General features: G+C 29.3%; 19 protein-coding genes, 20 tRNA genes, 1 pseudogene and 1 riboswitch (1 of these 41 only partly in view). Of the genes and pseudogenes, 38 read left to right on the plus strand and 2 right to left on the minus strand.

The features are described 5' to 3' along the window. Nucleotides 1-49 precede the first annotated feature (49 nt). The 13 genes and pseudogenes from ACUN06_RS01870 to ligA all read left to right on the plus strand — a co-directional run bounded on the left by ACUN06_RS01870 (nucleotide 50) and on the right by ligA (nucleotide 18,225). On the plus strand, nucleotides 50-799 hold the full coding sequence (locus ACUN06_RS01870; protein WP_302538372.1) for a prepilin peptidase: 750 nt from the start codon (nucleotides 50-52) through the stop codon (nucleotides 797-799). A 53-nt stretch (nucleotides 800-852) separates the two neighbouring features. Next, a riboswitch (purine riboswitch) is annotated at nucleotides 853-950 on the plus strand. A gap of 166 nt (nucleotides 951-1,116) precedes the next feature. After that, the gene (guaB, locus tag ACUN06_RS01875) at nucleotides 1,117-2,574 is read left to right on the plus strand and encodes an IMP dehydrogenase (protein ID WP_291731757.1); all 1,458 of its coding nucleotides are present in this window, start codon (nucleotides 1,117-1,119) and stop codon (nucleotides 2,572-2,574) included. Nucleotides 2,575-2,808: 234 nt separating this feature from the next. Then, nucleotides 2,809-4,350: a glutamine-hydrolyzing GMP synthase gene (guaA, locus tag ACUN06_RS01880; RefSeq protein WP_294368187.1), complete on the plus strand. Its 1,542-nt coding sequence runs from the start codon at nucleotides 2,809-2,811 to the stop codon at nucleotides 4,348-4,350. Between the two features lie 156 nt (nucleotides 4,351-4,506). Next, nucleotides 4,507-5,340 carry a M15 family metallopeptidase gene (locus ACUN06_RS01885; protein WP_291731753.1) on the plus strand — a complete coding sequence of 278 codons (834 nt, stop codon included), beginning with the start codon at nucleotides 4,507-4,509 and terminating at the stop codon, nucleotides 5,338-5,340. A gap of 30 nt (nucleotides 5,341-5,370) precedes the next feature. Continuing rightward, nucleotides 5,371-6,030 carry a DUF6241 domain-containing protein gene (locus tag ACUN06_RS01890; RefSeq protein WP_449390021.1) on the plus strand — a complete coding sequence of 220 codons (660 nt, stop codon included), beginning with the start codon at nucleotides 5,371-5,373 and terminating at the stop codon, nucleotides 6,028-6,030. Nucleotides 6,031-6,265: 235 nt separating this feature from the next. Beyond that, nucleotides 6,266-7,618: a glucose-6-phosphate isomerase gene (locus ACUN06_RS01895; protein WP_294368193.1), complete on the plus strand. Its 1,353-nt coding sequence runs from the start codon at nucleotides 6,266-6,268 to the stop codon at nucleotides 7,616-7,618. Between the two features lie 201 nt (nucleotides 7,619-7,819). Then, nucleotides 7,820-9,820: a triple tyrosine motif-containing protein gene (locus ACUN06_RS01900; protein ID WP_449390022.1), complete on the plus strand. Its 2,001-nt coding sequence runs from the start codon at nucleotides 7,820-7,822 to the stop codon at nucleotides 9,818-9,820. Nucleotides 9,821-9,961: 141 nt separating this feature from the next. Continuing rightward, complete coding sequence (locus ACUN06_RS01905) at nucleotides 9,962-10,678, plus strand: pseudouridine synthase (protein WP_449390023.1); 717 nt, start codon at nucleotides 9,962-9,964, stop codon at nucleotides 10,676-10,678. A 401-nt stretch (nucleotides 10,679-11,079) separates the two neighbouring features. Next, nucleotides 11,080-11,649, plus strand: a pseudogene (locus ACUN06_RS01910) (ATP-dependent helicase); the annotation flags it as partial. A 903-nt stretch (nucleotides 11,650-12,552) separates the two neighbouring features. Beyond that, a complete protein-coding gene (gene ltrA / locus ACUN06_RS01915) occupies nucleotides 12,553-13,503 on the plus strand; it encodes a group II intron reverse transcriptase/maturase (RefSeq protein ID WP_449390024.1) in 951 nt (316 codons plus the stop codon). 75 nt (nucleotides 13,504-13,578) lie between these two features. Continuing rightward, nucleotides 13,579-14,256 carry an HNH endonuclease signature motif containing protein gene (locus ACUN06_RS01920; RefSeq protein ID WP_449390025.1) on the plus strand — a complete coding sequence of 226 codons (678 nt, stop codon included), beginning with the start codon at nucleotides 13,579-13,581 and terminating at the stop codon, nucleotides 14,254-14,256. Between the two features lie 75 nt (nucleotides 14,257-14,331). Then, the gene (locus ACUN06_RS01925; protein ID WP_449390027.1) at nucleotides 14,332-16,116 is read left to right on the plus strand and encodes a 3'-5' exonuclease; all 1,785 of its coding nucleotides are present in this window, start codon (nucleotides 14,332-14,334) and stop codon (nucleotides 16,114-16,116) included. A gap of 123 nt (nucleotides 16,117-16,239) precedes the next feature. Continuing rightward, complete coding sequence (gene ligA / locus ACUN06_RS01930; RefSeq protein WP_449390028.1) at nucleotides 16,240-18,225, plus strand: NAD-dependent DNA ligase LigA; 1,986 nt, start codon at nucleotides 16,240-16,242, stop codon at nucleotides 18,223-18,225. A gap of 107 nt (nucleotides 18,226-18,332) precedes the next feature. On the opposite strand, the gene ACUN06_RS01935 is transcribed toward ligA, so the two are convergent. Beyond that, complete coding sequence (locus ACUN06_RS01935; protein ID WP_291731735.1) at nucleotides 18,333-18,626, minus strand: hypothetical protein; 294 nt, start codon at nucleotides 18,624-18,626, stop codon at nucleotides 18,333-18,335. Nucleotides 18,627-18,878: 252 nt separating this feature from the next. Here ACUN06_RS01935 and ACUN06_RS01940 point away from each other — a divergent pair, with 252 nt between their 5' ends. Further along, a complete protein-coding gene (locus ACUN06_RS01940; protein WP_449390029.1) occupies nucleotides 18,879-20,378 on the plus strand; it encodes an ABC transporter substrate-binding protein in 1,500 nt (499 codons plus the stop codon). A 50-nt stretch (nucleotides 20,379-20,428) separates the two neighbouring features. Here ACUN06_RS01940 and ACUN06_RS01945 read toward each other — a convergent pair whose 3' ends face one another. Further along, on the minus strand, nucleotides 20,429-22,090 hold the full coding sequence (locus tag ACUN06_RS01945) for a hypothetical protein (RefSeq protein ID WP_449390030.1): 1,662 nt from the start codon (nucleotides 22,088-22,090) through the stop codon (nucleotides 20,429-20,431). 129 nt (nucleotides 22,091-22,219) lie between these two features. Here ACUN06_RS01945 and rph point away from each other — a divergent pair, with 129 nt between their 5' ends. The 24 genes from rph to ACUN06_RS02065 all read left to right on the plus strand — a co-directional run. Next, nucleotides 22,220-22,969: a ribonuclease PH gene (gene rph, locus ACUN06_RS01950; RefSeq protein WP_291731729.1), complete on the plus strand. Its 750-nt coding sequence runs from the start codon at nucleotides 22,220-22,222 to the stop codon at nucleotides 22,967-22,969. A gap of 1 nt (nucleotide 22,970) precedes the next feature. Further along, the gene (locus ACUN06_RS01955; RefSeq protein WP_449390031.1) at nucleotides 22,971-23,582 is read left to right on the plus strand and encodes an XTP/dITP diphosphatase; all 612 of its coding nucleotides are present in this window, start codon (nucleotides 22,971-22,973) and stop codon (nucleotides 23,580-23,582) included. Between the two features lie 164 nt (nucleotides 23,583-23,746). Beyond that, nucleotides 23,747-24,223 (plus strand): metallophosphoesterase, encoded by a 477-nt coding sequence (locus tag ACUN06_RS01960; RefSeq protein ID WP_291737107.1) that lies wholly within the window; start codon nucleotides 23,747-23,749, stop codon nucleotides 24,221-24,223. A gap of 113 nt (nucleotides 24,224-24,336) precedes the next feature. Next, nucleotides 24,337-24,412 (plus strand) — tRNA-Pro (locus tag ACUN06_RS01965). A 28-nt stretch (nucleotides 24,413-24,440) separates the two neighbouring features. Further along, nucleotides 24,441-24,514, plus strand: a tRNA-Gly gene (locus tag ACUN06_RS01970). Between the two features lie 71 nt (nucleotides 24,515-24,585). Beyond that, nucleotides 24,586-24,662, plus strand: a tRNA-Arg gene (locus ACUN06_RS01975). Nucleotides 24,663-24,670: 8 nt separating this feature from the next. Beyond that, nucleotides 24,671-24,746 (plus strand) — tRNA-His (locus ACUN06_RS01980). A 3-nt stretch (nucleotides 24,747-24,749) separates the two neighbouring features. Then, nucleotides 24,750-24,824: transfer RNA gene (locus ACUN06_RS01985), tRNA-Gln, on the plus strand. A 7-nt stretch (nucleotides 24,825-24,831) separates the two neighbouring features. Continuing rightward, nucleotides 24,832-24,907: transfer RNA gene (locus tag ACUN06_RS01990), tRNA-Lys, on the plus strand. A gap of 5 nt (nucleotides 24,908-24,912) precedes the next feature. Continuing rightward, nucleotides 24,913-24,996, plus strand: a tRNA-Leu gene (locus ACUN06_RS01995). 5 nt (nucleotides 24,997-25,001) lie between these two features. Beyond that, nucleotides 25,002-25,076: transfer RNA gene (locus tag ACUN06_RS02000), tRNA-Gly, on the plus strand. 5 nt (nucleotides 25,077-25,081) lie between these two features. After that, a tRNA-Gly gene (locus ACUN06_RS02005) sits at nucleotides 25,082-25,155 on the plus strand. 4 nt (nucleotides 25,156-25,159) lie between these two features. Further along, nucleotides 25,160-25,236, plus strand: a tRNA-Arg gene (locus ACUN06_RS02010). A 9-nt stretch (nucleotides 25,237-25,245) separates the two neighbouring features. Beyond that, nucleotides 25,246-25,321 (plus strand) — tRNA-Pro (locus ACUN06_RS02015). Nucleotides 25,322-25,352: 31 nt separating this feature from the next. Then, a tRNA-Gly gene (locus ACUN06_RS02020) sits at nucleotides 25,353-25,426 on the plus strand. A 3-nt stretch (nucleotides 25,427-25,429) separates the two neighbouring features. Continuing rightward, nucleotides 25,430-25,506 (plus strand) — tRNA-Arg (locus ACUN06_RS02025). Between the two features lie 6 nt (nucleotides 25,507-25,512). Next, nucleotides 25,513-25,588: transfer RNA gene (locus tag ACUN06_RS02030), tRNA-Lys, on the plus strand. 8 nt (nucleotides 25,589-25,596) lie between these two features. After that, nucleotides 25,597-25,672: transfer RNA gene (locus ACUN06_RS02035), tRNA-His, on the plus strand. 3 nt (nucleotides 25,673-25,675) lie between these two features. Further along, nucleotides 25,676-25,750, plus strand: a tRNA-Gln gene (locus tag ACUN06_RS02040). Between the two features lie 7 nt (nucleotides 25,751-25,757). Further along, a tRNA-Lys gene (locus ACUN06_RS02045) sits at nucleotides 25,758-25,833 on the plus strand. Nucleotides 25,834-25,838: 5 nt separating this feature from the next. Beyond that, nucleotides 25,839-25,922: transfer RNA gene (locus tag ACUN06_RS02050), tRNA-Leu, on the plus strand. A 5-nt stretch (nucleotides 25,923-25,927) separates the two neighbouring features. Continuing rightward, a tRNA-Gly gene (locus ACUN06_RS02055) sits at nucleotides 25,928-26,002 on the plus strand. Nucleotides 26,003-26,007: 5 nt separating this feature from the next. Continuing rightward, nucleotides 26,008-26,081, plus strand: a tRNA-Gly gene (locus ACUN06_RS02060). A gap of 214 nt (nucleotides 26,082-26,295) precedes the next feature. Further along, nucleotides 26,296-26,632, plus strand: the start of a protein-coding gene (locus ACUN06_RS02065) for a glycerophosphodiester phosphodiesterase (RefSeq protein WP_449390032.1). 452 nt of this gene lie beyond the right edge of the window; the window shows 337 of its 789 coding nt (coding positions 1-337); its start codon is at nucleotides 26,296-26,298; its stop codon lies off the right edge, out of view.

A 26,632-nucleotide genomic window follows, 5' to 3' on the forward strand; every position in this document is an offset into this window, starting at 1 on the left:
TAATAAAACTAATGATAAAAAATTTGTGAGGTTATTTTTAGGAGGAATAATGGAAATCTTTTTTATTATAATTTTAGGGTTGGTAATAGGAAGTTTTTTAAATGTATGTATTTATAGGATAGCAAGTGAAAAATCAATTGTGTTTCCAGCATCACATTGTACTAAATGTGGATATGAATTAAGGAAAGTAGATTTAATTCCAGTAGTGAGTTATATTTTTTTAAAAGGAAAGTGTAGAAATTGCAATGAAAAAATTTCAATTCAATATCCTATGATTGAGGTGTTAAATGCAATTTTATATTTATTAATTTATTTTAAATTTGGATTTACATTAAATTTATTTAAGTTTTGTTTATTTATTTCACTTTTAATAGTAATAGGAATGATTGATTTGCAAACTAAATATGTTTATAATTCAACAATTATTTTTGGAGTAATATTTGGAGTATTATTTGCATTATTAAATTCGAGTGAAAGTGGAGTTATACAATTAGATTATATACTTGGAGCATTTATAGGATTTGGAGTTATATATTTTATAGTGCTTTTAACACAAGGAATGGGAAAGGGTGATATTGATATTTCTTTTATATGTGGATTATTTTTAGGTGAAAGAGGAATTATAGTTACCTTATTCTTAGCAATAGTTTTATGTGGAGTAGTAGCATTAGTAATTTTATTTTTAAATTTAAAAGATAAAAAGGATGAAATTGCTTTTGGACCATATTTAGCAATTGGTGCGACAGTAGCTTGCTTATATGGAAGTACCTTAGAAAATATTTATTTAAGTATGTTTTAATTTATTATATTGACAATGGAAATTTCATAAATTATAATAATAAAAAATGAAAAAACACGAATAATAAAATGACTCATATAAACCTTGGATATGGCAGGGTGTTTCTACTGAAAACCTTAAATTTTCATCTATGAGTGAATTTGATATATTTACTTATATACGAATAATATATAGGTTGAATGCATATTAATGTTCACTTGTAAATAATGAACTTAATATGCTTTTTTATTTTGGTTAAGCTTCATAATTAGTAATTACATATAAAATAAATTTATTAAATATATAGATAAAAATAAGTATGGTAGGAGAGTGTAGAAATGGCAAGAATATTAAAAACAGCGTATACATTTGATGATGTATTATTAGTACCAAATAAATCGGAAATTTTACCAAATCAAGTTTCATTAAAAACTAAATTAACAAAAAAAATAACATTAAATATACCGTTAATGAGTGCAAGTATGGATACAGTTACTGAATCTAAAATGGCAATTGCAATGGCTAGAGAAGGCGGAATTGGAATAATACACAAAAATATGACCATTGAAGATCAAGCTAAAGAAGTTGATAAGGTAAAAAGACAGGAAAATGGGGTAATAACAGACCCGATATTTTTAAATGAAGATCATACTGTAAGAGAAGCATTAGAATTAATGTCTCAATATAGAATTTCTGGTGTTCCAGTAACAAGGGGAACTAAGCTAGTTGGAATAATAACTAATAGAGATATAGTTTTTGAAACAAATTATGACAAGATAGTATCGCATGTTATGACTAAAAGTCCATTAATAACTGCTCCAGAAGGAACTACATTAGAAGAAGCTTTAGAAATATTAAAAAAACACAAAATAGAAAAATTACCTTTAGTTGATTCTGAAAATAATTTGAAAGGGCTTATAACAATAAAAGATATAGAAAAAGTTAGGGCTTATCCAAATGCAGCAAAAGACTCAAGGGGCAGATTACTTTGTGGAGCGTCTGTTGGAGTAACTAATGATATGATGGAAAGAGTTGATGCATTAGTTAATGCACAAGTAGATGTTATTACATTAGATACCGCACATGGTCATTCAAAGGGAGTTATTGATGGTGTTAAAAAAATAAAATCTAAGTATCCTGAACTTCAAGTAATTGCTGGTAATGTTGCAACAGCAGAAGCTACAAGAGATTTAATAGAAGCAGGTGCTGATTGTGTAAAGGTTGGTATAGGACCAGGTTCAATTTGTACGACTAGAATAGTTGCAGGTGTAGGAGTTCCACAGTTAACTGCAGTTATGGATTGTGCAGAAGAAGGAAGAAAATATGGAATTCCAGTAATTGCTGATGGAGGACTTAAATATTCAGGAGATATAGTAAAGGCGTTAGCTGGTGGAGCATCTGTATGTATGATGGGATCAATGCTTGCTGGATGTGAAGAGGCTCCAGGTGAAATGGAAATATATCAAGGAAGAAGTTATAAAGTTTATAGAGGAATGGGTTCTTTAGGAGCTATGGCAAAAGGTTCTTCTGATAGGTATTTCCAAAATGGAACTAAGAAATTTGTTCCAGAGGGTGTTGAAGGAAGAGTTGCATATAAGGGTCCAGTAGCTGATACATTATACCAATTAATTGGAGGAATAAAGTCAGGTATGGGATACCTAGGGGCTCCAACTTTAGAAAATTTATTTGAAAATGCAGGATTTGTTGTTCAAACAGCATCAGGAATAAGAGAAAGTCATCCACATGATATAAATATTACTAAAGAAGCACCAAATTATAGTGTAAGAGAAAACTAGAAAATAGTTAGAAGTTAGTGGCAAGTGATAAGTGATAAGTTAAGGAAAAAATTCAGATTGTGCTGAATTTTAGAAAGTATAAAATTTAAGAAATTCATTAAGGAGTTTCATCATTAACTTGCCATTTGCCACTTATAACTTGTCACTAGCTATAAATTAGTTAAATGTTTATATTTTTGTTGAAAAATGTATAATTTTACGAGATAATAAAGAAAAAACATTAGGAGGGTTCTAATGAATAGAGAATTAGTATTAGTACTTGACTTTGGTGGTCAATATAATCAGTTAATTGCAAGAAGAGTTAGAGAGTGTAATGTATATTGTGAGGTTCATCCTTATAATTTAAGTGTTGAAAAAATTAAGGAAATGAATCCAAAAGGAATAATTTTTACTGGAGGACCAAATAGTGTATATGGAGAGAATTCTCCTTTATGTGATAAGGCTATATTTGAATTAGGAATACCTATACTTGGCATTTGTTATGGTTCTCAGCTTATGTCTTATGTACTAGGAGGAAGTGTTGCTACTGCTCCAGTAAGTGAATATGGTAAGACTGAAGTTGATGTAGATGTTGAATCAAAATTATTTGAAGATGTTGCACCATCAACAATTTGTTGGATGAGTCATACTGATTATATAGAAAGAGCTCCAGAAGGTTTTAAAATTATAGGGCATACTCCTGTTTGTCCAGTAGCTGCTATGGAATGTGCAGATAAACATTTATATGCAGTTCAATTCCATCCAGAGGTTATGCATACTCAAGAGGGAACTAAGATGTTATCTAACTTTGTTTATAACATTTGTAATTGTGTTGGAGATTGGAAAATGGATTCATTTGTTGAAAAAACAATTGAAGAAGTAAGAGAAAAGGTTGGAAATGGTAAGGTATTATGTGCTTTATCAGGTGGAGTTGATTCATCTGTTGCAGCTGTACTTTTATCAAAAGCAGTTGGTAAGCAATTAACTTGCGTATTTGTTGACCATGGACTTTTAAGAAAAAATGAAGGTGATGAAGTTGAAGCTATATTTGGGTCAGAAGGACAATATGACTTAAACTTTATAAGAGTTAATGCTCAAGAAAGATTCTATGAAAAGTTAGCTGGAGTAGAGGATCCAGAAACTAAGAGAAAAATTATAGGTGAAGAATTTATAAGAGTATTTGAAGAAGAAGCTAAAAAGATTGGAGCAGTTGATTTCTTAGTTCAAGGAACAATTTATCCCGATATAATTGAAAGTGGATTAGGTGATTCAGCAGTAATTAAGTCTCACCACAATGTTGGAGGACTTCCTGATTATGTTGATTTTAAAGAAATAATAGAGCCTTTAAGATTATTATTTAAGGATGAAGTTAGAAAAGCTGGATTAGAATTAAACATACCTGAACATTTAGTATATAGACAACCATTCCCAGGACCAGGACTTGGAATAAGAATAATTGGTGAAGTAACTGCTGAAAAGGTAAGAATTGTTCAAGATGCAGATGCTATATATAGAGAAGAAATAGCTAAGGCTGGGTTAGATAAATCTATAGGGCAATACTTTGCAGCTTTAACTAATATGAGATCAGTTGGAGTTATGGGTGACGAAAGAACTTATGATTATGCAATTGCTTTAAGAGCAGTAACTACAAGTGATTTCATGACAGCTGAATCAGCTGATCTTCCATGGGAAGTGCTTGGAAAGGTTACAACTAGAATAGTAAATGAAGTTAATGGTGTAAATAGAGTATTCTATGATTGTACAGGTAAACCACCAGCAACTATTGAATTTGAATAATTAATATTATTAGATAAGCATAATATTTATATTGAATATTATAAAGTAGGTAGGAGAAATTCTTATCTGCTTTTTTTTTAGTAATGGAAAAATATGAGCGAAAGTATTATTATAATAAGAGATAAGTAAAAAAATAATATTAGTTAGGAGACTGGTATGGATATAAAAAAGGGAGATAGTACATTAAATATAATGCTTATTTCCATAATTATTGTTATTGTGGTTTCAATTGGAATTGATAGTGTGAAAAAAAATGAAATAAATATTAACAATGGGGGAAAATTAAATAAAAACAATGAAAATCAACAAGAAATTTTATTATCAAAAGGAGATATAAGCTTAAAAGAAGAAGAAAGTATACGAATAGAAATTCAAAAGTTACAGGAAATTTTAAATAATGAATTATTTATACTTGTTAATCAAAATAATAAACTTGAAGCTGATTATGAACCAAGCACATTAGTTAAAGCTGATATTCCATTTGAAGATTATATTGAATGTAAGAAATTAGATAAGAGAACAAATGAAGCAGTAATGAAAATGTTTGATGATGCATTAAAGCAAAATATTAATATGATAGCAGTATCTGGATATAGAAGTTATTATGTTCAAGAAAATTTATATAATTCAAGGATAGAATTAAAAGGATTAGAAAAAACTAGACAATATACAGCAGAACCAGGAGCATCTGAGCATCAAACAGGATTAGCAATTGATATAGCTGAAACAGATTATCCTTATTTAGATGAAGGTTTTGAAAATACAGATACATTTAAATGGCTTGTTAATAATTGTTATAAATATGGATTTATTCTTAGATATCAAAAGGGAAAAGAAAATATTACTGGATATAACTATGAGCCATGGCATTTTAGATATATTGGAGATATTGATATAGCAAAGGAAATTATGGAAAGGGGAATTTGTTTTGAGGAATATATTCAAGAAGTTAAATCTAAAATAGAAAAATTAAAAAAAAGTATTAATTGAAACTATTAAAAATTTAAGGGGTATAACATTATGGGAAAGTATAAGAAAGAAAGTAAAGAAGAATTTAAGGAGTTAAAAGATAATGAAAATGAAAATATCGATAAAATTGAAACAAAAAATTTAGATAAAAATAATGAATGTGATGATGGTGATTATAAAGAAGATGATGAATATGAAGAAAAAATAGCAAAGGGTAAAAAGGCTATAATGATTATTATTATACTAATATTATCATGTTCTATAGTTGCTGTTTTATTGATAAATGGATATGAAATTGTTAATTTTGCAGTAAATAAGGTTTCTCAATCGTCTAATCAATCAAAAGATACTTTAAATAATAATACAAATGAAAATATTCAAGGTGAAGAAAGTGTACAAAGTCAACAAGTAGATATTAATATAGTATATGAAGAAGTTCACCGTATGGCAAATACTATAATAATACCTGAGGACGGGAATAAGTGGGGTGAAGATGAAATAACAAAGGAGCGAATTGAGAAAGTTTTATATGAGTTAAATGGAAGAGATGATTATCTTAATAAAGAATTAAATAAATGGAATAATGGTGATTTTTCTAATGGGGTAAAAGTTCATAATTATGTATGGTCAAAATTAGGAGGAACAATTGGAAAAGCAAAGTCATTAAATGATGTAAATGTACAAAAAGCTATAAATTTATTAAATAATTAAAAGTAGAATAATTTCAAATTTGCATTAATTTAAATGAATATTTAAATTATATTTAATTATTATTAATATTAGGGAAAATAATTTTTTGATTTATTAATAGTATATAAGTATACAAGGGAAATAAATATAATTTTGTAAAAATAATATTTAATTTATTGTGATAAAATGGTAGCATAATATAAATTATGATATAATAAGTAATGTCAAAAGTACCACAATATTCGGAGGTAAAATTATGAGAAATGGGTTAAGTTTAGATTTATCAAAAGTTCAACCATATGCATCTTTATCTGAATTAGATAAGATGGAAGGTATGGTAAATTATGCACACACTACAGTGCATGAAAAGACAGGTGCAGGAAATGACTTCTTAGGATGGTTAGACCTACCTGTAAATTATGATAAGGAAGAGTTTGAAAGAATTAAAGTTGCAGCTGAAAAAATTAAAGAAAATTCAGATGTATTAATAGTTATTGGTATTGGTGGATCATATTTAGGAGCAAGAGCTGCTATAGAAGCTTTAACAAACAACTTCTATAATATGTTACCAAATAATAAAAGAAAGACACCTAAGGTATTCTTTGTAGGAAACAATATAAGCTCAACATATATTACTGATTTATTTGAAGCTATTGAAGGGCTAGATGTTTCAGTTAATGTTATATCTAAATCTGGTACAACTACTGAGCCAGCTATAGCATTTAGAATGTTTAAGGACTTCATGGAAAAGAAATATGGAGTTGAAGGAGCTAAGGAAAGAATATTTGCAACTACTGATAAAGAAAGAGGAGCATTAAAGGGATTAGCAGATACTATGGGATATGAAACTTTTGTAGTTCCTGATGATGTTGGTGGAAGATTCTCGGTTTTAACAGCTGTTGGTTTATTACCAATTGCAGTTGCTGGAATTAACATTGATGAAATGATGCAAGGTGCTACAGATGCAAGAGAAAAGTATTCTAATCCATCATTAAAAGAAAATGAATGTTACCAATATGCAGCAATGAGAAATGCATTATATAATAAAGGTAAGAATGTAGAGGTTTTAGTTAACTATGAACCTTCATTACATTATTTTAATGAATGGTGGAAACAATTATATGGAGAATCAGAAGGGAAGGATCAAAAAGGAATATTCCCAGCAGCAGTTGATTTCTCAACAGACTTACATTCAATGGGACAATTTATTCAAGATGGTAGCAGAATAATGTTTGAAACTGTTCTTAATGTAGAAAAGGCTTCAAAAGAACTTACTATAGAAGAGGTTGAAGGAAATATTGATGGATTAAACTTCTTAGCTGGTAAAACAGTTGATTTTGTTAATAAACAAGCATTTAATGGAACATTATTAGCTCATTGTGATGGTGGAGTTCCTAACATGATTTTAAATATTCCAGAATTAAATCCTTATTATTTTGGACAATTAATATATTTCTTTGAAAAGGCTTGTGCAATTAGTGGATACTTATTAGGTGTTAACCCATTTGACCAACCAGGAGTTGAAGCATATAAGAAAAATATGTTTGCTTTACTTGGTAAGCCAGGATTTGAAGAGTTAAAGGCTGAGCTAGAAGCAAGACTTAAATAGTTAAAATTTATTAATTAAATTTAGTTAAAAGAAAAATATAGAATAAACTGTAGAAAAATATCTACAGTTTGTTCTTTTTTTTATACTTTCATAGACAAATTTCAGTTTTTATTTTTAAAAGTAAATAGTATAATTATAATAGAAATTTATGTAAAATGAGAAAATATTAACTATACATATGAGGGTAAGGGGGAAGAAAAGGTGAAAGAGGTAGTAATTGACTTTGATAATAAAAGCCCTGCTGATTTAAATAAAAATGTAAATATTGCAGCTTTTTTAACTGAAAATGATGATGTTGAGTATAAATTTATAGAGGGGTTAGAAGGTGTATGGAAAACTATAAAAGATTTTTCAAGTGAAAATATTTGTAATTGGAAGCCTTCTAAACCAGGAAAATATATGATTATGGTACAAGGTAAATCTAGTAAATCTAAAAAATCATATGATTATCTTGGAAAATCAGAATATGAAGTAATAGATAATAAAAAATTAATAAGAGAAGTCGAGGTTTCACGTAATAAAATAAATGTAGGTGATAAGACTACAATAAGTGTAGGATGTGATGAAGAGTTAGTTTTATATAGATTTTGGATTAATGGTGAAAATGATTGGGAAATTTTAAGAGATTATAGTACTGAAGATAAATTCACTTTTACAGGAATAAAAGCTGGAAGCTTTGAAATATTAGTAGAATGTAAAAGAATTAATTCAAAAAAAAATGTTGATGATTTTACTACTATAAAAATTGAAGTTGTAGAATTAGAAAAAATAGAAATAACTGATTTTGAATGTTTAACTAATAATAAGTTAATTAATGAGGAATTAGCTTTTAAAGTTAAGGTTAATTATCAAGAAAATAGACCGTTATTATATAAGTTTTTAAAGGTAAATAAGGAAGGAAAAGTTATTTGTATTCAGGATTTTTCATCAAGAAGCATAGTTACATTTAAGGAAAAGGTTCCAGGTGAATATAAATTATTATGTTTAGTAAGGGATATGTTTTCATCTAAACCTTATGATGATAGAGCAATAATATTATATAATGTTGATCCTTATAAAGAAGTAAAAATAAAAAGCTTTAAAAGTGATATTAAATCACCACAAGCAGTAGGTACTGTTATTAATTTAATAGCAGATGTTAGTGGAGGAAGAGAATTATTATATAGGTATATAATAGAGGGGCCAGTTTGTGATGATAGTGGATATATTAGAGGAAATGAATGTGTTTGGGAACCAAGGGGTGAAGGTAAGTATAAAATAACTTTGAAAGTAAAGGATATATCTTTTGAAGGAGATTATGAAGATGTAACTTCTATACAATATGAAATTTTTAATAAAGGTGAAAAGCCTGTTAGAATATCAGAGGTTAAATGTAATAAAGGAAGAAGATGTGTAATTGGAGAGCCTATAAATATTAAAGTTAAGTCTAGTGGTGGAACAAAACCACTTTATAAATTTGTAGTTTATAAAGATGGAATACAAAAAGAAGCAATTGAATATGGATTAAATAACTGGGTTGATTTTATACCAACAGAAGCAGGAAAGTATGAAATAGATATAAGAGTTAAAGATGAATTTTCATCAAGAAAATGTGATGCATCAACTTCATTAGTTATAGAAGCAAAATCTTATGTTGCAGCAGATATTGATTATATATTATTAAATAGTAAAGAAATTTACTTAGTAGATGATGTAATTAATATTGAGGCAATTGTTAAAAATACAAAAGATGTATTAGTAAAGTTTGTTACAAAAATTAATGGATATGAGGTTGAAAATACAGGATTTATATCAGAAAAATCAATAAAGATAAAACCAAAGTGTCCAGGTAAATACTCATTTGTGATTTATGCAAAAAATTTAAACTCTACAGAAGAATATGATAGTAAAAAGGAAGTTTCAATTTATGTACATGAAGTGCCCCCTATTAATTCTACTAAACTTAAGCTTTATTCTAATAGCTTTAAGGTGGGAGAAGAGGTTACATTCGAAGCTGAATCACATGGTGGAAAAGAAGTTTGTTATGAATTTTATATAATGATAAATGGTGAATGGGTATTGTCACAAGGTTATAGTAGAAAGGCATATTATACCTTTGTTCCATTTAAAGAAGGAAATTATAGAGTTTTAGTTTTAGCTAAAAGTTTTCATAAAAATATTCCATATGAAGATTATGATTTAATAGAATTTGAAGTAAAATAAAAAATAAAAGTCATTTCTAATATGAATTAAGAGAGTAAGTTTCATATAGAGATGACTTTTGTTTTGTTGCATTTGTACAATATTAATAATAGAATAAGCTATAGAAGTAAAGTACATAGAGAAAATTTAACGAGGTGTTTTATGGAAAGATTAGACAAGGTGTTAGCTAATTTAGGCTATGGCACAAGAAAAGAACTTAAGAAAATTTGTAGAAATGGATTAGTAGAAGTTAATGGGGAAATAGCTAAAGATAGTGGAATGCAGGTTGACCCTGAAAATGATAAAATAGTAATAAATGGCGAAGAGATATTTTATAGAAAGTTTATTTATTTAATGATGAATAAGCCAGCTGGTGTTGTATCAGCAACTTATGATAATAGGGATGAAACTGTTATTGATTTACTAGAAGTTGATCATCAAGTGTTTGAACCATTCCCAGTTGGAAGATTAGATAAAGATACAGTTGGATTATTATTATTAACTAATGATGGAGAACTAAATCATAGATTAATTTCACCAAAGTGGAAAGTTGATAAAGTCTATTATGCAAAAATAGATAAGAAGGTTACAGAAGAAGATATAGCTAAATTTAAAGCTGGTATTACTTTAGATGATGGATATTTATGTAAAGAAGCTAAATTGGAAATATTAAATGCATCTGAAGATGGTTCTGAAATTATTGTAACAATTCAAGAAGGAAAATTCCATCAAGTTAAAAGAATGTTTGAAGCTATTGGTAAAAGTGTTATTTATTTAAAAAGAGTGGAATTTGGAACTTTACCTTTAGATGAAGATTTAGAAGAAGGAGAGTATAGAGAACTTACAGAAGAAGAGTTAGCAATTTTAAAGAGTTTTTAATTTAGAGATTATACATGATGTAAAAACATTCATATTGAATAAAAATAAGCAAGATATTTTTCAAAAAGTATTGCAATATGAATTTTTCTTTACTATAATATTAATGCAAGGATAAATAAAAGGAATTAAATAGCCCCCTTTTTATTTATTGCTTATTGCTGAAGCGCAACCTAGCCCCAAGGGTTGCGTTTTTTTTGCGTAATTTTTTATTTACATATTATGTATCTGTATAATATGTTATAAATTTATTAATATTAGACAAATAATGCCACATGTGGCAATTAAATTTTAAATTTCAGGAAATAATATATACTGTTATGTTATAATAAATTTTAGATAGATTATACGTTCGATTAAAATTAGAAGGTATTTTATTTATATGTTGAAGGGAGGATGTTCTTTTGGATTTAAAAGCTTTATTAAACAAAGAACAATATGAAGGCGCAGTAACTGTAGAAGGTCCTGTACTTATTTTAGCAGGAGCGGGTTCAGGAAAAACTAGAGTTTTAACTTATAGAATGGCACATATGATAGAGGAGCTTAATATTTTCCCATATAAAATATTAGCTATTACATTTACTAATAAGGCTGCTAGGGAAATGCAAGAGAGGGTTGAAAAAATTATAGGTGAAAGAGCTAAAGATATGTGGATATCTACATTTCACTCTACTTGTGTGAGAATATTAAGAAGAGAAATTGAAAAGCTTGGATATAAAAAGAATTTTACTATATATGATTCAACTGATCAAAAAACTCTTATAAAGGAATGTATAAAACTTCTTCAAATTAATGATAAAGAAATTACTGAACAAGAAATAATGGGTAAAATAAGTAGAGCAAAAGATAATATGCAAAGTGCTGATGCTTATTATAGACAACATGAATCAAACTTTAGAGAAAAGAAAATTGCTGAAGTTTATAAAATGTATCAAAAAAGATTAAAAGAAAATAATGCATTAGATTTTGATGATTGTGCGACACGTTCTTAACTGAAAAGGTTAAGCGTTGTAGAAGTAAATTTACAATAGAACTTGTAATTTGATAGTCGGAATGATAGGGTAACGCCTTGAAACGACTCCTTAATACTCCGAACTGCGTCTTGTAAGGTAATTTACAAGGGGTGGTAAGCTCGGTGAAGATGGCTGAGAAACACCGTAAGTAATAAGAAATTTAATATGAGTAGTATTGGAGAGTAAGATTACACGAAATGCGAACCAGAGGTGGTCGAGTGCTGATAGGTCTGAGGTCTATAAAATACCTATGGTTAGAATGTCCTAAGTAGGGACTGACGAATCTGCGAATGTACGGGTCTATACGAAGAATTCATAGAAATGTGAATGGCACATGAGTGCAACTTGTGAGGTAAAGTAAAATTGGTCGTTATGAAATTCCTTATAGTGTTATAGGCACTATCAAGCAAGTAGGTCTAAAGTGGAAACCTAAGGGTATATGTACAGATAAAATTACAGGAACGTGGAAAGCTAGCAACGAGGAGAAAATTACCGTCTATGATACGTTACTTAGGAAGACATAACTAAGTTTTATGCTAGTGAGAGTGAAGGCATAGTAGCAATGAGGTAGGGATAATAAACTACGGAGCGATAGCCTTTAGTCAATTCTTATTTAGAATATATTATTTACTATATTATAAGGTTCTAATATGACTAAAAGAAATCCAATCTCAAAGATTATGTATAAATAATAAAAGAGAGGAAGATTGACTTATAACGAGTTTTAAAACGCAAAAGAGAAATAGTTTACGATTTAATGAATATTATGATACACAAGACTTATTTGACGAACTATATGAAAGAAGTCAAAAAGGGGAAGTGTTTAAAGACTTAATGAGTTTGATAACTTCAGAGAGCAATATAATGTTAGCATATAGAAGTATCAAGAATAATAATGGTGGAAACACTAAGGGAGTTAACGGTCATACGATTAGACATATTCAAAATATGAGTTCAGAAGAAGTAATTAGATATGTTAGAAATAGGTTAACAAGATATAAACCACATAAAGTTCGCAGGGTTGAGATACCAAAAGAAAATGGGAAAACTAGACCATTAGGTATACCCTCGATAGAAGATAGACTAATTCAACAATGCATTAAGCAAATCATGGAGCCTATATGCGAAGCTAAATTTCATAAGCATAGCTATGGATTTAGACCAAATAGGAGAACAGAGCATGCGGTAGGAAGATTTTTAGCGTTAGCTAACATGTTTAACTTACACTACTGTGTGGATATAGACATTAAAGGGTTCTTTGATAATGTTAATCATAGCAAACTATTGAAGCAAATTTGGTCTTTGGGCATAAGAGATAAGAACTTATTATGTGTAATTAAAAAGATATTAAAAGCAGAGATAGAAGGAATTGGGGTTCCGACGAAAGGAACACCACAAGGGGGTATATTAAGCCCTTTACTAGCGAATATAGTTTTAAACGAATTAGATTGGTGGATTAGTAATCAATGGGAGACTATAAACTTCAAAAGGGATACGGTGAGATATAAGTCAGCAGACGTAAACAAACCGTATGGACAAAGGACTGCTAATGCTATAAAAGTAAAAAGTAATCTGAAAAAAATGTTTATAGTGAGATATGCTGACGACTTTAAAATAATGTGTAGTAACTATGATGATGCAAGGAGAGTGTTCATAGCAACCAAAAGTTGGTTAAATGAAAGATTGGGTCTAGAAGTAAGTGAAGAGAAGAGTAAAATTACAAACTTGCGAAAGAATAATAGTGAATTTTTGGGGTTTAAATTCAAGTTAAAGAAGAAAAACGGTAGACTCGTAATTAAGTCAAATGTTAGCTAAAAAGCTAAAAAGAAGATAAGAAAAACTTTAAAATCAAAAATAAAAGATATAGCAGAGAATACTAAGAGCGAGACTGTGGTAAAATACAACGCAGCGGTTTTAGGTATACACAATTATTATAGTGTAGCCAACAATGTTAGTTATGATTTTAGAGAGATTGGATATTCCATAAATCGAACCTTATACAACCGGTTAAAGAAAGTTTTTAGTAAAAAGGGTGTTACTAGTAAAGCATTTGATAAATACTACTCTAACTACAAAAATGGCGTAGTTAATGTGGCAAATGTAAAAATATTTCCTATAACAGGTGTGAAGATGAGAAATCCTATGTGCTTTAGTCAAGAAATATGTGATTACACAGAAAAGGGTAGGAATTTGATACATAAAAAGGTAGGAAAAATAAGTAGTAATACGATTAAGTGGGTTATGGAAAGCACAAATAAAAATAACCCTACTGAATTTAATGACAACAGAATATCATTGTTCGTGGCTCAAAGCGGAAAATGTGCTGTGTCAGGACTAAATATTAATCCTCTTAACATGGAGGTGCACCATATTGATATGAATAGAAAGAATAATGAGTATAAAAACTTGGTAATAATTCAAAAAAGTGTACACAAATTAGTCCATGTTGTAAGAGAAGATGTGATTGCAAAATATTTAAATGAGTTAAATTTAGACGACAAAGGTTTAAAGAAACTAAATAAATTGCGTAACAAAATCGGAAATAGTAAAGTGATTATCGCTAAATAAGAATGATGGAACGCCGTATGAGGTGAAAGTCTCACGTACGGTGTGAAGCAGGGGAAAAGTGGTCGAAGACATTAAATGGAGATAACCTCAAAAGCTTACCTATTGCTATTAATTTTCAAAACTGTTGAGTTATTCAAAAAGAATCCTGAAACATTAGAATTTTATCAAAGAAAGTTTCAATACATAATGGTAGATGAGTATCAAGATACAAATGGAGCTCAATATGAATTAGTAACATTACTTGCAGCTAAATATAGAAATATTTGTGTTGTAGGGGATGATGATCAATGCATTTATCAATGGCGTGGTGCAGATATTAAAAACATCCTTGGATTTGAAAAAGATTATCCAGAAGCTAAAGTTATAAAGCTTGAGCAAAATTATCGTTCAAAAGCAAATATTTTAAATGCAGCCAATGTTGTTATAGTAAATAATTCAACTAGAAAGAGTAAGGTATTAAGAACTGAACAAGAAGCTGGAAATAAAATTAAGATATATAGAGCATTTTCAGATACTGATGAGGGTACTTTTGTAGCTAATCAAATAGAAAAGATTAAAAAAGAACAAAATATGCAATATAAAGATTTTGCTATACTTTATAGAACTAATGCTCAATCGCGTATATTTGAAGAAAGCTTAAGAAAAGCTGCAATTGCTTATAAAATTGTAGGTGGAACTAAGTTCTACGATAGAAAAGAAATTAAAGATATGCTAAGTTACTTAAAAGTACTTGTTAATCCTTCGGATAGTATAGCTTTAAGAAGAATTATAAATGTTCCTAAGAGGGGAATTGGTGATGCAACAATACAAAAAGTATTAGATTTTGCAGAAAGTTATGAGTTAAATTTATGGGATGCGTTAACAGAAGTTAGAACTATTCCAACATTAACAGCAAGAAATTGTGCTGGAATTGAAAAGTTCATGGAACTTATGGAAAATTTAATGATGATAGCAGAAACTACTCCAATATCACATTTGATAGAAACGATCTTAGAAGATACTGGATATATGAGAGAGCTTGAAGCTTCAAAGCAAATTGAAGATAAGAGCAGAATAGAAAACTTAAAAGAATTAGTATCAGATGCAGTTGACTTTGAAAGAGCGTATGGAATAGAAAAGAAAAATGGATCTTCAGATTTTGATATAAACAAAACTCAATTAGAAGCATATTTAGAAAAAGTATCATTAGTACAAGATACAGATAAGTTAGATAATGAAGAAAATGAAAATGGAACAGTTGTATTAATGACTATTCATAGTGCAAAGGGATTAGAATTCCCAGTTGTATTTATGGTTGGAATGGAAAATGGAATATTCCCAGGGCAAGCATCTTTTAATAGTGATGCTGAAATGGAGGAATCAAGAAGACTTTGCTATGTTGGAATAACTAGAGCAAAAGAAACATTATTCATGACATCTGCAGAAGTAAGAAGAGTATTTGGTAGAACTGTAGCTTATCCTCAATCAGATTTCATTTCAGAAATTAAGCCAGAACTTAGAGAATATGTATCAATGACTGGAGACATGAGGGAAGTAGGTAAAAATTCTTTTAATAATAAATATAAAACAAGTTATAGTAATCCACATAGTTTAAGAAATGATTATGGAACATTTGAAAAAAGAAACTTTGGTGGAACTGTAACATTAAAGACTGGTTTATCAGAAAAATCAAATAGGTCATCTTCAATAATTACAGCTGCAGAAGCAACTATTGGAAGAAAAGTTAAGCATGATAAATTTGGTGAAGGTACAATTGTATCTGTTGCAGATGTTAATGGGGATAAAAAGTTAACTATAGCATTTGATAAACAAGGTATAAAAATGCTAATGTTATCAATGGCAAAACTTAAGCTTTTATAAAAATAAATTGATAAGAATCACAGGAACTTACGGGTATAGTTTGGTTATGCTTAGTACATTTTGTATTATGGACCAATAAGCCTGACACTTTAGATGTGGGAGGCTCAGGAAAGGATGGTTTTAATGGATAAAAAAGCTCGTGTAGAGGAATTAGTTGAACTTTTAAATAAATATTCTTATGAATATTATTCTTTAGATAATCCATCAGTTACAGATAAGGAATATGATGTTAAATATGATGAGCTAAAGTTATTAGAAGATGAAACAGGTTATGTGCTTCCATATTCTCCAACACAAAGAGTTGGTGATGTGGTTTTACAAGGATTTTCTAAATATACTCATAAGGCAAGACTTTGGAGTTTGGATAAGGCGCAAAGTATTAAGGAAATAGAAGATTGGCATAATAGAAATATTAAATTTGTAAATGAAATGAATTCTAGGGGAGAAAATTTACCTTCATTAAGATATGTAATTACAAAGAAATTTGATGGATTGACTATTAACTTAACATATAATGAAGATGGAATAATGGAGGTTGCAGCTACTAGAGGAAATGGTGAAACAGGAGAAGTAGTAACAGCACAAGTTAAAACAATAAAATCAATTCCTTTAAAAACTTCAAAAGGAGATATATTTGAAGTTCATGGTGAAGCAATAATGACTACAGAAGCATTTGAAAAGTACAATGAAACAGCAGAAACACCTCTTAAAAATTTAAGAAATGGAGCAGCTGGTGCACTTAGAAACTTAAATGTTAAGGAAACTGCTAGAAGAGGGTTATCAGCATTTTTCTATGATGTTGGATATAAAGAAGGTACTGGTTTTACAAGCTATGAGGAAATGTTAAACTTTATAAAAGAAAAAGGTCTTCCTATAGATTCTTATATAAAATATGCAAATAATTTAAATGAAGTTGAAAAGTATATAAATGAAATAAAGGATATGAGATTTGATTTAAATTATGATATTGATGGAGTAGTTATTGCAATTGATGATATAAGAACTAGAGAATTATTAGGATATACAGTTAAATTCCCTAAATGGGCTATTGCATTTAAATTTGAAGCTCAAGAAGCAACAACTAAGTTATTAGATGTTGAATGGAATGTTGGAAGAAGCGGAAGAGTTGGCCCTACAGCTATACTTGAACCAATTGAACTTGCAGGAGTAACTGTGAAAAGAGCAACATTAAATAATATGGATGATATTAAAAGAAAAGGTGTAATGATTGGAGCAGAGGTATTTGTTAGAAGATCAAATGATGTTATACCAGAAATTATGGGGGTTGTAGAATCTTCATTAGAAAATGCTATAGAAATAAACCCACCTAAGGTTTGTCCTGCATGTGGAAGTCACTTAGTTTTAGATGGAGCTCATTATTTTTGTGAAAATACATTATCTTGTAAGCCACAATTAGTAAAGAGTATAGTTCATTTTGCTTGTAGAGATGCCATGAATATAGAGGGATTTTCAGAAAAAACAGCAGAGCAATTATTTGAAAAATTAGATATTAGATCAATAGCAGATTTATATAAACTTAATTATGAGGAGCTATTAACATTAGATAAATTTGGGCCAAAGAAAGCTCAAAATCTTCTTGGTGCAATAGAAAGAAGTAAAACACCTGAATTATATAGATTTATATATTCACTTGGAATTCCAAATATAGGAGTTAAAACGGCTAAAGATTTAGTAAATAAGTTTAAATCAATTGAGGGATTAAAAAATGCAACCTTTGAAGAATTAATTTTAGTTCAAGATGTTGGAGATATAGTTGCTAAATGTGTTTTAGAATTCTTTAATGAAGAAAAGGTGTTAAATACAATAGAAGAACTATTTAATTTAGGTGTAAATCCATCATATGAAGAAGCTGTTATAATAGAAAGTTCATTTAGTGGAAAGATAGTAGTTGTAACTGGAAGCTTACAAAAATATTCTAGAAGTGAAATAAAAGCAAAGCTTGAAAGTTTAGGCGCTAAGGTTTCTGGAAGCGTAAGTAAAAAAACAGATTATGTTATTGCTGGTGATGAAGCTGGTTCTAAACTTACGAAGGCTCAAGATTTAGGAATTACAATTTTAACAGAAGATGAATTTGAAAAGATAATTTAAAGTAAAAGGGGCTGTCGCACTAAAACTTTTATACATAATATATTGTTTTAAAAAATAAAAATTAACACAATATATTGTAGTGTTTATTATTAATGCGACATCCCCTTTTATATTATATTATCATCAAATTTTATAATGTTATCATCTTCATCAGTATCGTCAGTTATTAAATTTTCCATTAAAAAATCAGAGTCTAAATTTGGATTGTTTTTTTTCTGATTATTTTCAAGAGAACAAATACTCTTGTTTATTTTTTCAAGTAAATATGTTTGTATTCTTTGATTTTTAGCCATTTTTAAAAAGACTATAAAAGACCATATTCCAATAAAAATAAAGCAAAGCATAAAAATAATTGCTACTGAGTGGAATATTATTTGAACTATTTGTAGTGCAGTTGTCATATAAAAAATACCTCCATAAGTTTATAAAAAATTATAATATTTTATTATTAAAGTTATAAGGTTTTTAATAATAAAGCAATTATTTAATTTTAAATACTATGAATCAAAAAGTATAAAAATTTAAATTTTACTTAAATTGATTATATCATAATTTGGGAATTTTTCTATAAAATAATTTGCTAATATAAAGGATTAATTATTTATAATTATGTCTATAATTATAAGAAAGTATAATAGAAAGGGGAAATAAATTTGAAAAAAATAATATTTTCTATTATTGTTTCACTTATAACAGTAATTATATTATTGAGTTTTATAGATAAAACCCCACAACAAGATAAAAACAATACAGCTGATATTGTTTGTTCTGTATCAAGTGTTCCGCAAAATTTAAAATCAGTAGGAAATTTAAGTAAAAGGGAACAAGATATAATTTGTGCTACTAGTAGGGGCTTAGTAGAATTAAATTCAGATGGAAGTATAGAACCCGTTTTAGCCAAAGATTATAGTATTAATGATAATGGATTAGAGTATATATTTAAAATTAGAGATGATGTTTATTGGAGTGATGGAAGTAAAATTACATCAAATGATATAGTTGAATTTTTTAGAGAAGTTATTACTGAAGAAAAAGAATTATCTGCATTATTAAATGTATACGGAGTAAAGGATTATATAAATGGAAATAATTCTTTTTCAAAAACTGTTGCTATAAGTAGTATTGATGATAATAGTGTAAAAATAAGATTAAATTCTAAGGATGATGGATTTTTAATTGAATTAACAAAACCACAATATAGAGTAAGAAAAGAACTTTTATTTTGGGAAGATATTTTTAAAAATTATGGAACTATCATATATTCAGGGGATTACTATATTTCATTAATTAATGAAAAGGAAGTAATATTAAATAGAAATGATAGTGCTAATGGTGAATTAGTTAAAAAAATTTATTTAATTAAGGATGAAAATGAGGATTTAGCATTAGCTTCATTTGAAATAGGTAATAGAGATATTGTAATGAATCCCCCAGCAAATCAATTACAACGATTGAAGGATAGTGGGAAATTAATTGAATCTCCTTCAGATGAAGCTTTATATTTAGCATTTAATTCAAATAATAATAATTTTTCAAATGATGTTAAAAATGAAATTTATAGATTAATAAATATAGCTATAGATGAGTATCAAAATAAAAATAATTTATTAGTTGAATTAGCTGAATGTAGGTATTTTAGAGAGGGTAATATGGATTTAACCAAATTACAAAGTAGAAATGTTATGGTTAATTTAAAAAATGATATAGAAATGCCAAGTAAAATAGTGCTTGTAGCAAAGGAGACCTTAAAAAATAAGGATGTAATAAATTATTTAGCAACATGGTTTAAAAATAATACAAATATTACATTAGTATATAACTTACTTACTGATGAAGATATGGATTTAATTAGTGAGAAAAATTATTATGATATTGCATTAATAAATGTATATGCAAAATTAGATGAAAATGAGCAATTGCTTAATACTATGTCAAGTTTTCTTCCAAAAGCTGAAAGAGAAATGATAAACAACTCAAATTCAAAGGCTGAAAAGGAGGAATTGTTTGCACAAATAGAAGAAGAACTTTTTAATAATTATAGAATATTACCATTATTATTTTATAATAATACAATAGCTGTTAATAATAAAAATACATCTATAAATGATATTTTAGATGGAAATGGGAATTTAAATTTTAATAATTTAAAATAATTATAAAATTAAAAATAAAGCTGGCATATGTCAGCTTTATTTTATAAATATTAATTATTATTACAATCAGTTTTTTCTGGAAGTAATTCAATATCTTTTATTGTATCATTATCAATAGGTGGATTATCACCAATAGATTGATTATCTGTAGAAATAATTATATTATTAATTATATCTGAATCAGATTTTATAGGGGTTAGTTCAGATACAATATCAGCTTCTACTCTTGGTATAGTGGTATCTGTACTTTCACCTATATCGTAAATAGAAGAGATATTATTATCATCGTTTTTAGAAATTCTGGGTTTTATGGAAAGTAATTCAAGTTCATCCATATATTCGTCTTTAAATAAATATATAATTAAGAAGAAATTAAAAAAATTCCTATAACTATCAAAGGTATTTTTTATATTAGAAAAAGTATCTTTTCGTTTATTATAAGTAACATACTTTGCAAATATAGGAGCACTTCCATTACTATCGGGAGTAGGAAGGTCTGGCATTCTAAAATAACTTTCATCAACCATGTCCTTAGAGTTTAAGCTAAAACTACGATATCGCTCAAAGTCATCTAGGGTAGGGGCCTCTGGCCAACTTGTTATAATTCCTGAATTTATTATAAACTTTTTATAAACAGTAGATATCATTTTTTTATATTCAGAATAATTTCCAATTTTATCATCATATATAATAAATGATAAAATATAAAATGTAATATCAAAACATGAATATTTTATTTCTTTTTTTGATGATAGTTTATAAAAAGCTCCTTTATCTTCATCATATAAAGAATATAATCTATTAATTATTTCAGTAGATTTATCTAAGAAAGTAATTATTTTTGTATGTTCGTAGGATAAGGTTAAAACTAATGAGCATAAAGAAGCTGTATCTAATGAATCAACATAATAATCTTTTTCATCAAACTTACTCATAGAATAATCAGCTAAGTCTGTTATTAAATCTCTAATTTCATCATCCTTTTTATAATCGTATAAGATGTTTAATGATAATAATACTTTACAAATTTCATCAAGAGAACATTCATATAATTTATCTTTAAAATCACAAAACATTTTTAAAATTTGTGATGCAAATTCAGCATATGTAGCTGAAATATCATCTTTAGGATTTTTAACAGAGAAAATGTAATAAGCAATCATCATAAATGCTTGGTCTGAAAATTTAAATTTATTATCTTTATCAACTAAATTGAAATTTTTAGAGTTATTTTCAAGTAAATTTTTTTTATCTATAAATACACCTTCGCCATTTCTTAAATTAGAAGAGTAAAACTCCAATTGATCTTTTGCTAAAGTGTTATATACGGTGTATAAATCATAATTGTTACTATCTATGTTTTCAAAACTTCTATAATAATCTAATAATTCTAATAAACATAAAGTCATTAATGCGTTAGTACTAGGGTTAATTTCTTTTTTAAAAGTATCTTCATCAAATCCATTAGAATTTTTGCTATGAATAAAGTTAGAAGATGATTTTCTATAAACACATAATAGTGGAGAAAAATTACTATTTGTGCTAATATCAATGGAGGAAGATGATTTATTCTTTCTTATTTTAGAAACTAAACCACATTTAGATTGTAGTACTATAGTTTTTACTGCTTCTTTAGATAAATAGAAAAGTTGTCCGTTAATTTCCTTTTCAGAAAGGCTATTCATTCTAAAAAATGGACCAATATATCTCAAATTCTTCACCTCTTAATTAATCCTTATTTAATATTATGAGTTTAAGAAGAATTTGTTGCATTATTTTTTTAAAAAGGAGAAATTTATAATATATAGCGAGTAAAAATTAATCATATGGAGGAGTATTTAATGAGAAGTGGATCAAGAAGAAATGATCAAGTAAGAAATGCAAAAATAACTAGAAACTATATAAAACATGCAGAGGGATCTGTTCTTATAGAGGTTGGAGATACAAAGGTAATTTGTACAGCATCAATAGAAGATAAAGTACCTCCTTTTTTAAAGGGAAGTGGAGAAGGGTGGATTACAGCAGAATATAATATGCTTCCACGTTCAACAGCAACTAGAAAGCCAAGGGATATATCAAGATTAAAGATTGATGGAAGAACTATGGAGATACAAAGGCTTATAGGAAGAGCATTAAGATCTGTAGTTGATTTAAAGGCGTTAGGTGAGAAAACTATTTGGATAGATTGTGATGTTATACAAGCAGATGGAGGCACAAGAACTACATCTATTTGTGGAGCTTTTGTATCTTTAGTAGATGCAATGAATAAACTTCATAAACAAAAGCCGTTTAAAGTTTATCCTATTAGGAAATTCCTGTGTGCTACAAGTGTTGGGATTGTTGGGGATGAAAAATTACTTGATTTATGTTATGAAGAGGATTCAAAAGCTAGAGTAGATATGAATGTTATTGGAACAGATGATGGTGAGTTTGTTGAAATTCAAGGGACTGGTGAAGAAGCTCCATTTAATAGAAGTGAATTAAATGAATTATTAGATTTAGCAGAAAAGGGTATAAAACAAATGATTCAGCTACAAAAGGATGCTTTAAAAATGGATTCTTTATGGATAGGTACAGGAGAAGATAAATAATATGAAAAAAATTGTTTTAGCTAGTAATAATTCTAAAAAGATTAAAGAAATAAAAGAAATACTTAAAGGGTTTAATTATGAAGTTTTTTCATTAAATGATATGAATATTAACATTGATGTTGAGGAAGATGGAAAGACTTTTGAAGAAAATTCACAAAAAAAGGCTAATGAAATATATAAATATTTAAAAAGTATGGGAGAACAGGACTTTTTAGTTTTAGCTGATGATTCTGGGTTGGAAGTAGATAGCTTAAATGGTGCACCTGGGGTATATTCTGCAAGATATGCTGGTGAACATGGAGATGATTATAAAAATAATATTAAGTTATTAGATGAAATGAAGAATTTCAGTGGTAAAGATAGAAATGCAAGGTTTGTTTGTGTAATATCTTTAATTAATGAATTTGGTGAAATTAAAGTTGTACGTGGGGAAGTAGAAGGATATATTATTAAAGAATTAAAAAATGAAGGTGGATTTGGATATGATCCATTATTCTTTTATGAAGGATTTAATAAAACTTTTGGAGAAGCAACGGCAGAAGAAAAAAATTCTATTTCTCATAGAGGAAATGCATTGAAAAAATTAAAAGATATTTTAATTGATAAAATATAAATTTATTATAGTAAATTGGGGCTGTCGCACTAAAATTTTTATACACAATATATTGTTTTAAAAAATAAAAATTAATACAATATATTGTAGTATTTATTCTTAATGCGACATCCCCTGTACTTAAATATGTTGATAAAAATTTATTAATTAAAGGGGTGATTTATATGCTTATTGCAGTAATAAGTGATTCACATGCTAATAGAAGCAGTATAGAGAAGGTTAAAAAGAAAATTAGTAATGCAGATATACTTTTGTTTTTAGGTGATGGTGAAAGAGACTTAGAAGAAATTACTGAAGGGTTTAATGGGGAAGTATATGCTGTAAGAGGAAATTGTGATATAAGGGGATTATATCCTGAGGAAAGAGTTATTGAAATACAAGGTAAAAGGATATTTATGTGTCATGGGCATAGATATGGTGTTAAGTATGGATATAATTCTATTTTTTATAGAGCAAAGGAATTAGATGTAGATATAGTTTTATTTGGTCATTCACATATTCCAATTATAGAAGAATGTGATGGGATAATATTAATGAATCCAGGAAGTGTTTCTTTAGGTATGAGTAGCCCAAGCAAAACGCTAGGATATATTGATTTAATTGAAGATAAAGAACCTATTTTATACATAAAAGAAGTATAAAATAAAAAAAATAAAAAAAATTTAAAAAAAGTGTTGACGGATTTAAAATCATCATGTAGAATAATCTTTGTCGCAGAGAGGTGAGACAAGATAAATGAATACAAGATGATTATCGGGGTGTGGCGCAGATGGGAGCGCGCGTGGTTTGGGACCATGAGGTCGCAGGTTCGATCCCTGTCACCCCGACCAAATTAATCTTAAAAGATTAAGGAAATATGCGGGTATCGTATATCGGTAATACTTCAGCCTTCCAAGCTGGAAAGGTGGGTTCGATTCCCACTACCCGCTCCAAAAAGTTTTTGAAAAAAAGCTTGACATAAAAAAAGAAATGTTTTAAAATGATAAACGTTCTTTGGTAACAAGCGTGTTTAGCTCAGCTGGATAGAGCAACGCCCTTCTAAGGCGTGGGCCAGGAGTTCGAATCTCTTAACACGCACCATAAACGAGGTGAACGTAGTTCAGTTGGTAGAGCGCCAGTTTGTGGCACTGGTTGTCGTGGGTTCGAGTCCCATCGTTCACCCCATTTAGGGATATCGCCAAGCGGTAAGGCACCACACTTTGACTGTGGTATTCGTAGGTTCGAATCCTGCTATCCCTGCCATATATTTGGTTTACTAGCTCAGTCGGTAGAGCACTTGACTTTTAATCAAGGTGTCCGGGGTTCGATTCCCCGGTAAGCCACCAAAGATGCAGATGTGGCGAAATTGGCAGACGCACTAGACTTAGGATCTAGCGCCTTTGGCGTGGGGGTTCGACTCCCTTCATCTGCACCAATTATGCGAAAGTGGCTCAATGGTAGAGCGCCACCTTGCCAAGGTGGATGTTGCGGGTTCGAGTCCCGTCTTTCGCTCCAAATATGCGGGTATCGTATATCGGTAATACTCCAGCCTTCCAAGCTGGAAAGGTGGGTTCGATTCCCACTACCCGCTCCATTATGCGTGTTTAGCTCAGCTGGATAGAGCAACGCCCTTCTAAGGCGTGGGCCAGGAGTTCGAATCTCTTAACACGCACCATAAATTTTCCGGGGTGTGGCGCAGATGGGAGCGCGCGTGGTTTGGGACCATGAGGTCGCAGGTTCGATCCCTGTCACCCCGACCAATTAATCTTTCAAGATTAAAAAATAAAATATGCGGGTATCGTATATCGGTAATACTCCAGCCTTCCAAGCTGGAAAGGTGGGTTCGATTCCCACTACCCGCTCCATTTGCGTGTTTAGCTCAGCTGGATAGAGCAACGCCCTTCTAAGGCGTGGGCCAGGAGTTCGAATCTCTTAACACGCACCACTATATGCATCATTAGCTCAGTTGGTAGAGCACCTGACTCTTAATCAGGGTGTCCCGGGTTCGATCCCCTGATGATGCACCATAAACGAGGTGAACGTAGTTCAGTTGGTAGAGCGCCAGTTTGTGGCACTGGTTGTCGTGGGTTCGAGTCCCATCGTTCACCCCATTTAGGGATATCGCCAAGCGGTAAGGCACCACACTTTGACTGTGGTATTCGTAGGTTCGAATCCTGCTATCCCTGCCATATATTTGGTTTACTAGCTCAGTCGGTAGAGCACTTGACTTTTAATCAAGGTGTCCGGGGTTCGATTCCCCGGTAAGCCACCAAAGATGCAGATGTGGCGAAATTGGCAGACGCACTAGACTTAGGATCTAGCGCCTTTGGCGTGGGGGTTCGACTCCCTTCATCTGCACCAATTGTGCGAAAGTGGCTCAATGGTAGAGCGCCACCTTGCCAAGGTGGATGTTGCGGGTTCGAGTCCCGTCTTTCGCTCCAAATATGCGGGTATCGTATATCGGTAATACTCCAGCCTTCCAAGCTGGAAAGGTGGGTTCGATTCCCACTACCCGCTCCAAAAAAAGACAACTTTTTAGTTGTCTTTTTTTCGTTTAATTATAATTTTTTTATTTGGCTTAGTATATAATTAATATTAAAATTTAAATATATAATTCAAAATATAATTTATTTATTTTTAAATTTATAAGTACATTTTAAGAAGAAAAAATAGAAATAATATTTATAAGAAAATGAATTTATGAATAAATAATTATGTTAGGAAAGTTATTAAAATGAAAGTCATAAAAAATAATATATTAATAATTTTATTATTAATTTTAGCTTTATTATTTAATAATAAAGCTAATGCTTATAGTTATAAAAATAGAGATATTAAAATAATAGGGCATAGAGGAGCTAGTGAGTATGAACCGGAAAATACTATTCCTGCATTTGAAAAGGCTGCTAAATTAAAAATGTGGGGAGTAGAATGTGATATTCATACATTAAAAGATGGCAATATTATTGTTTTTCATGATGATGATGTTGAACGGATGACAAATGGAAGTGGGAAAATATCTAATATGAATTTATTAGAAATAAAATCTTTAAATATTGATAATGGAAACA

The sequence above is a fragment of the Clostridium sp. ETTB3 genome (genome assembly GCF_053571985.1).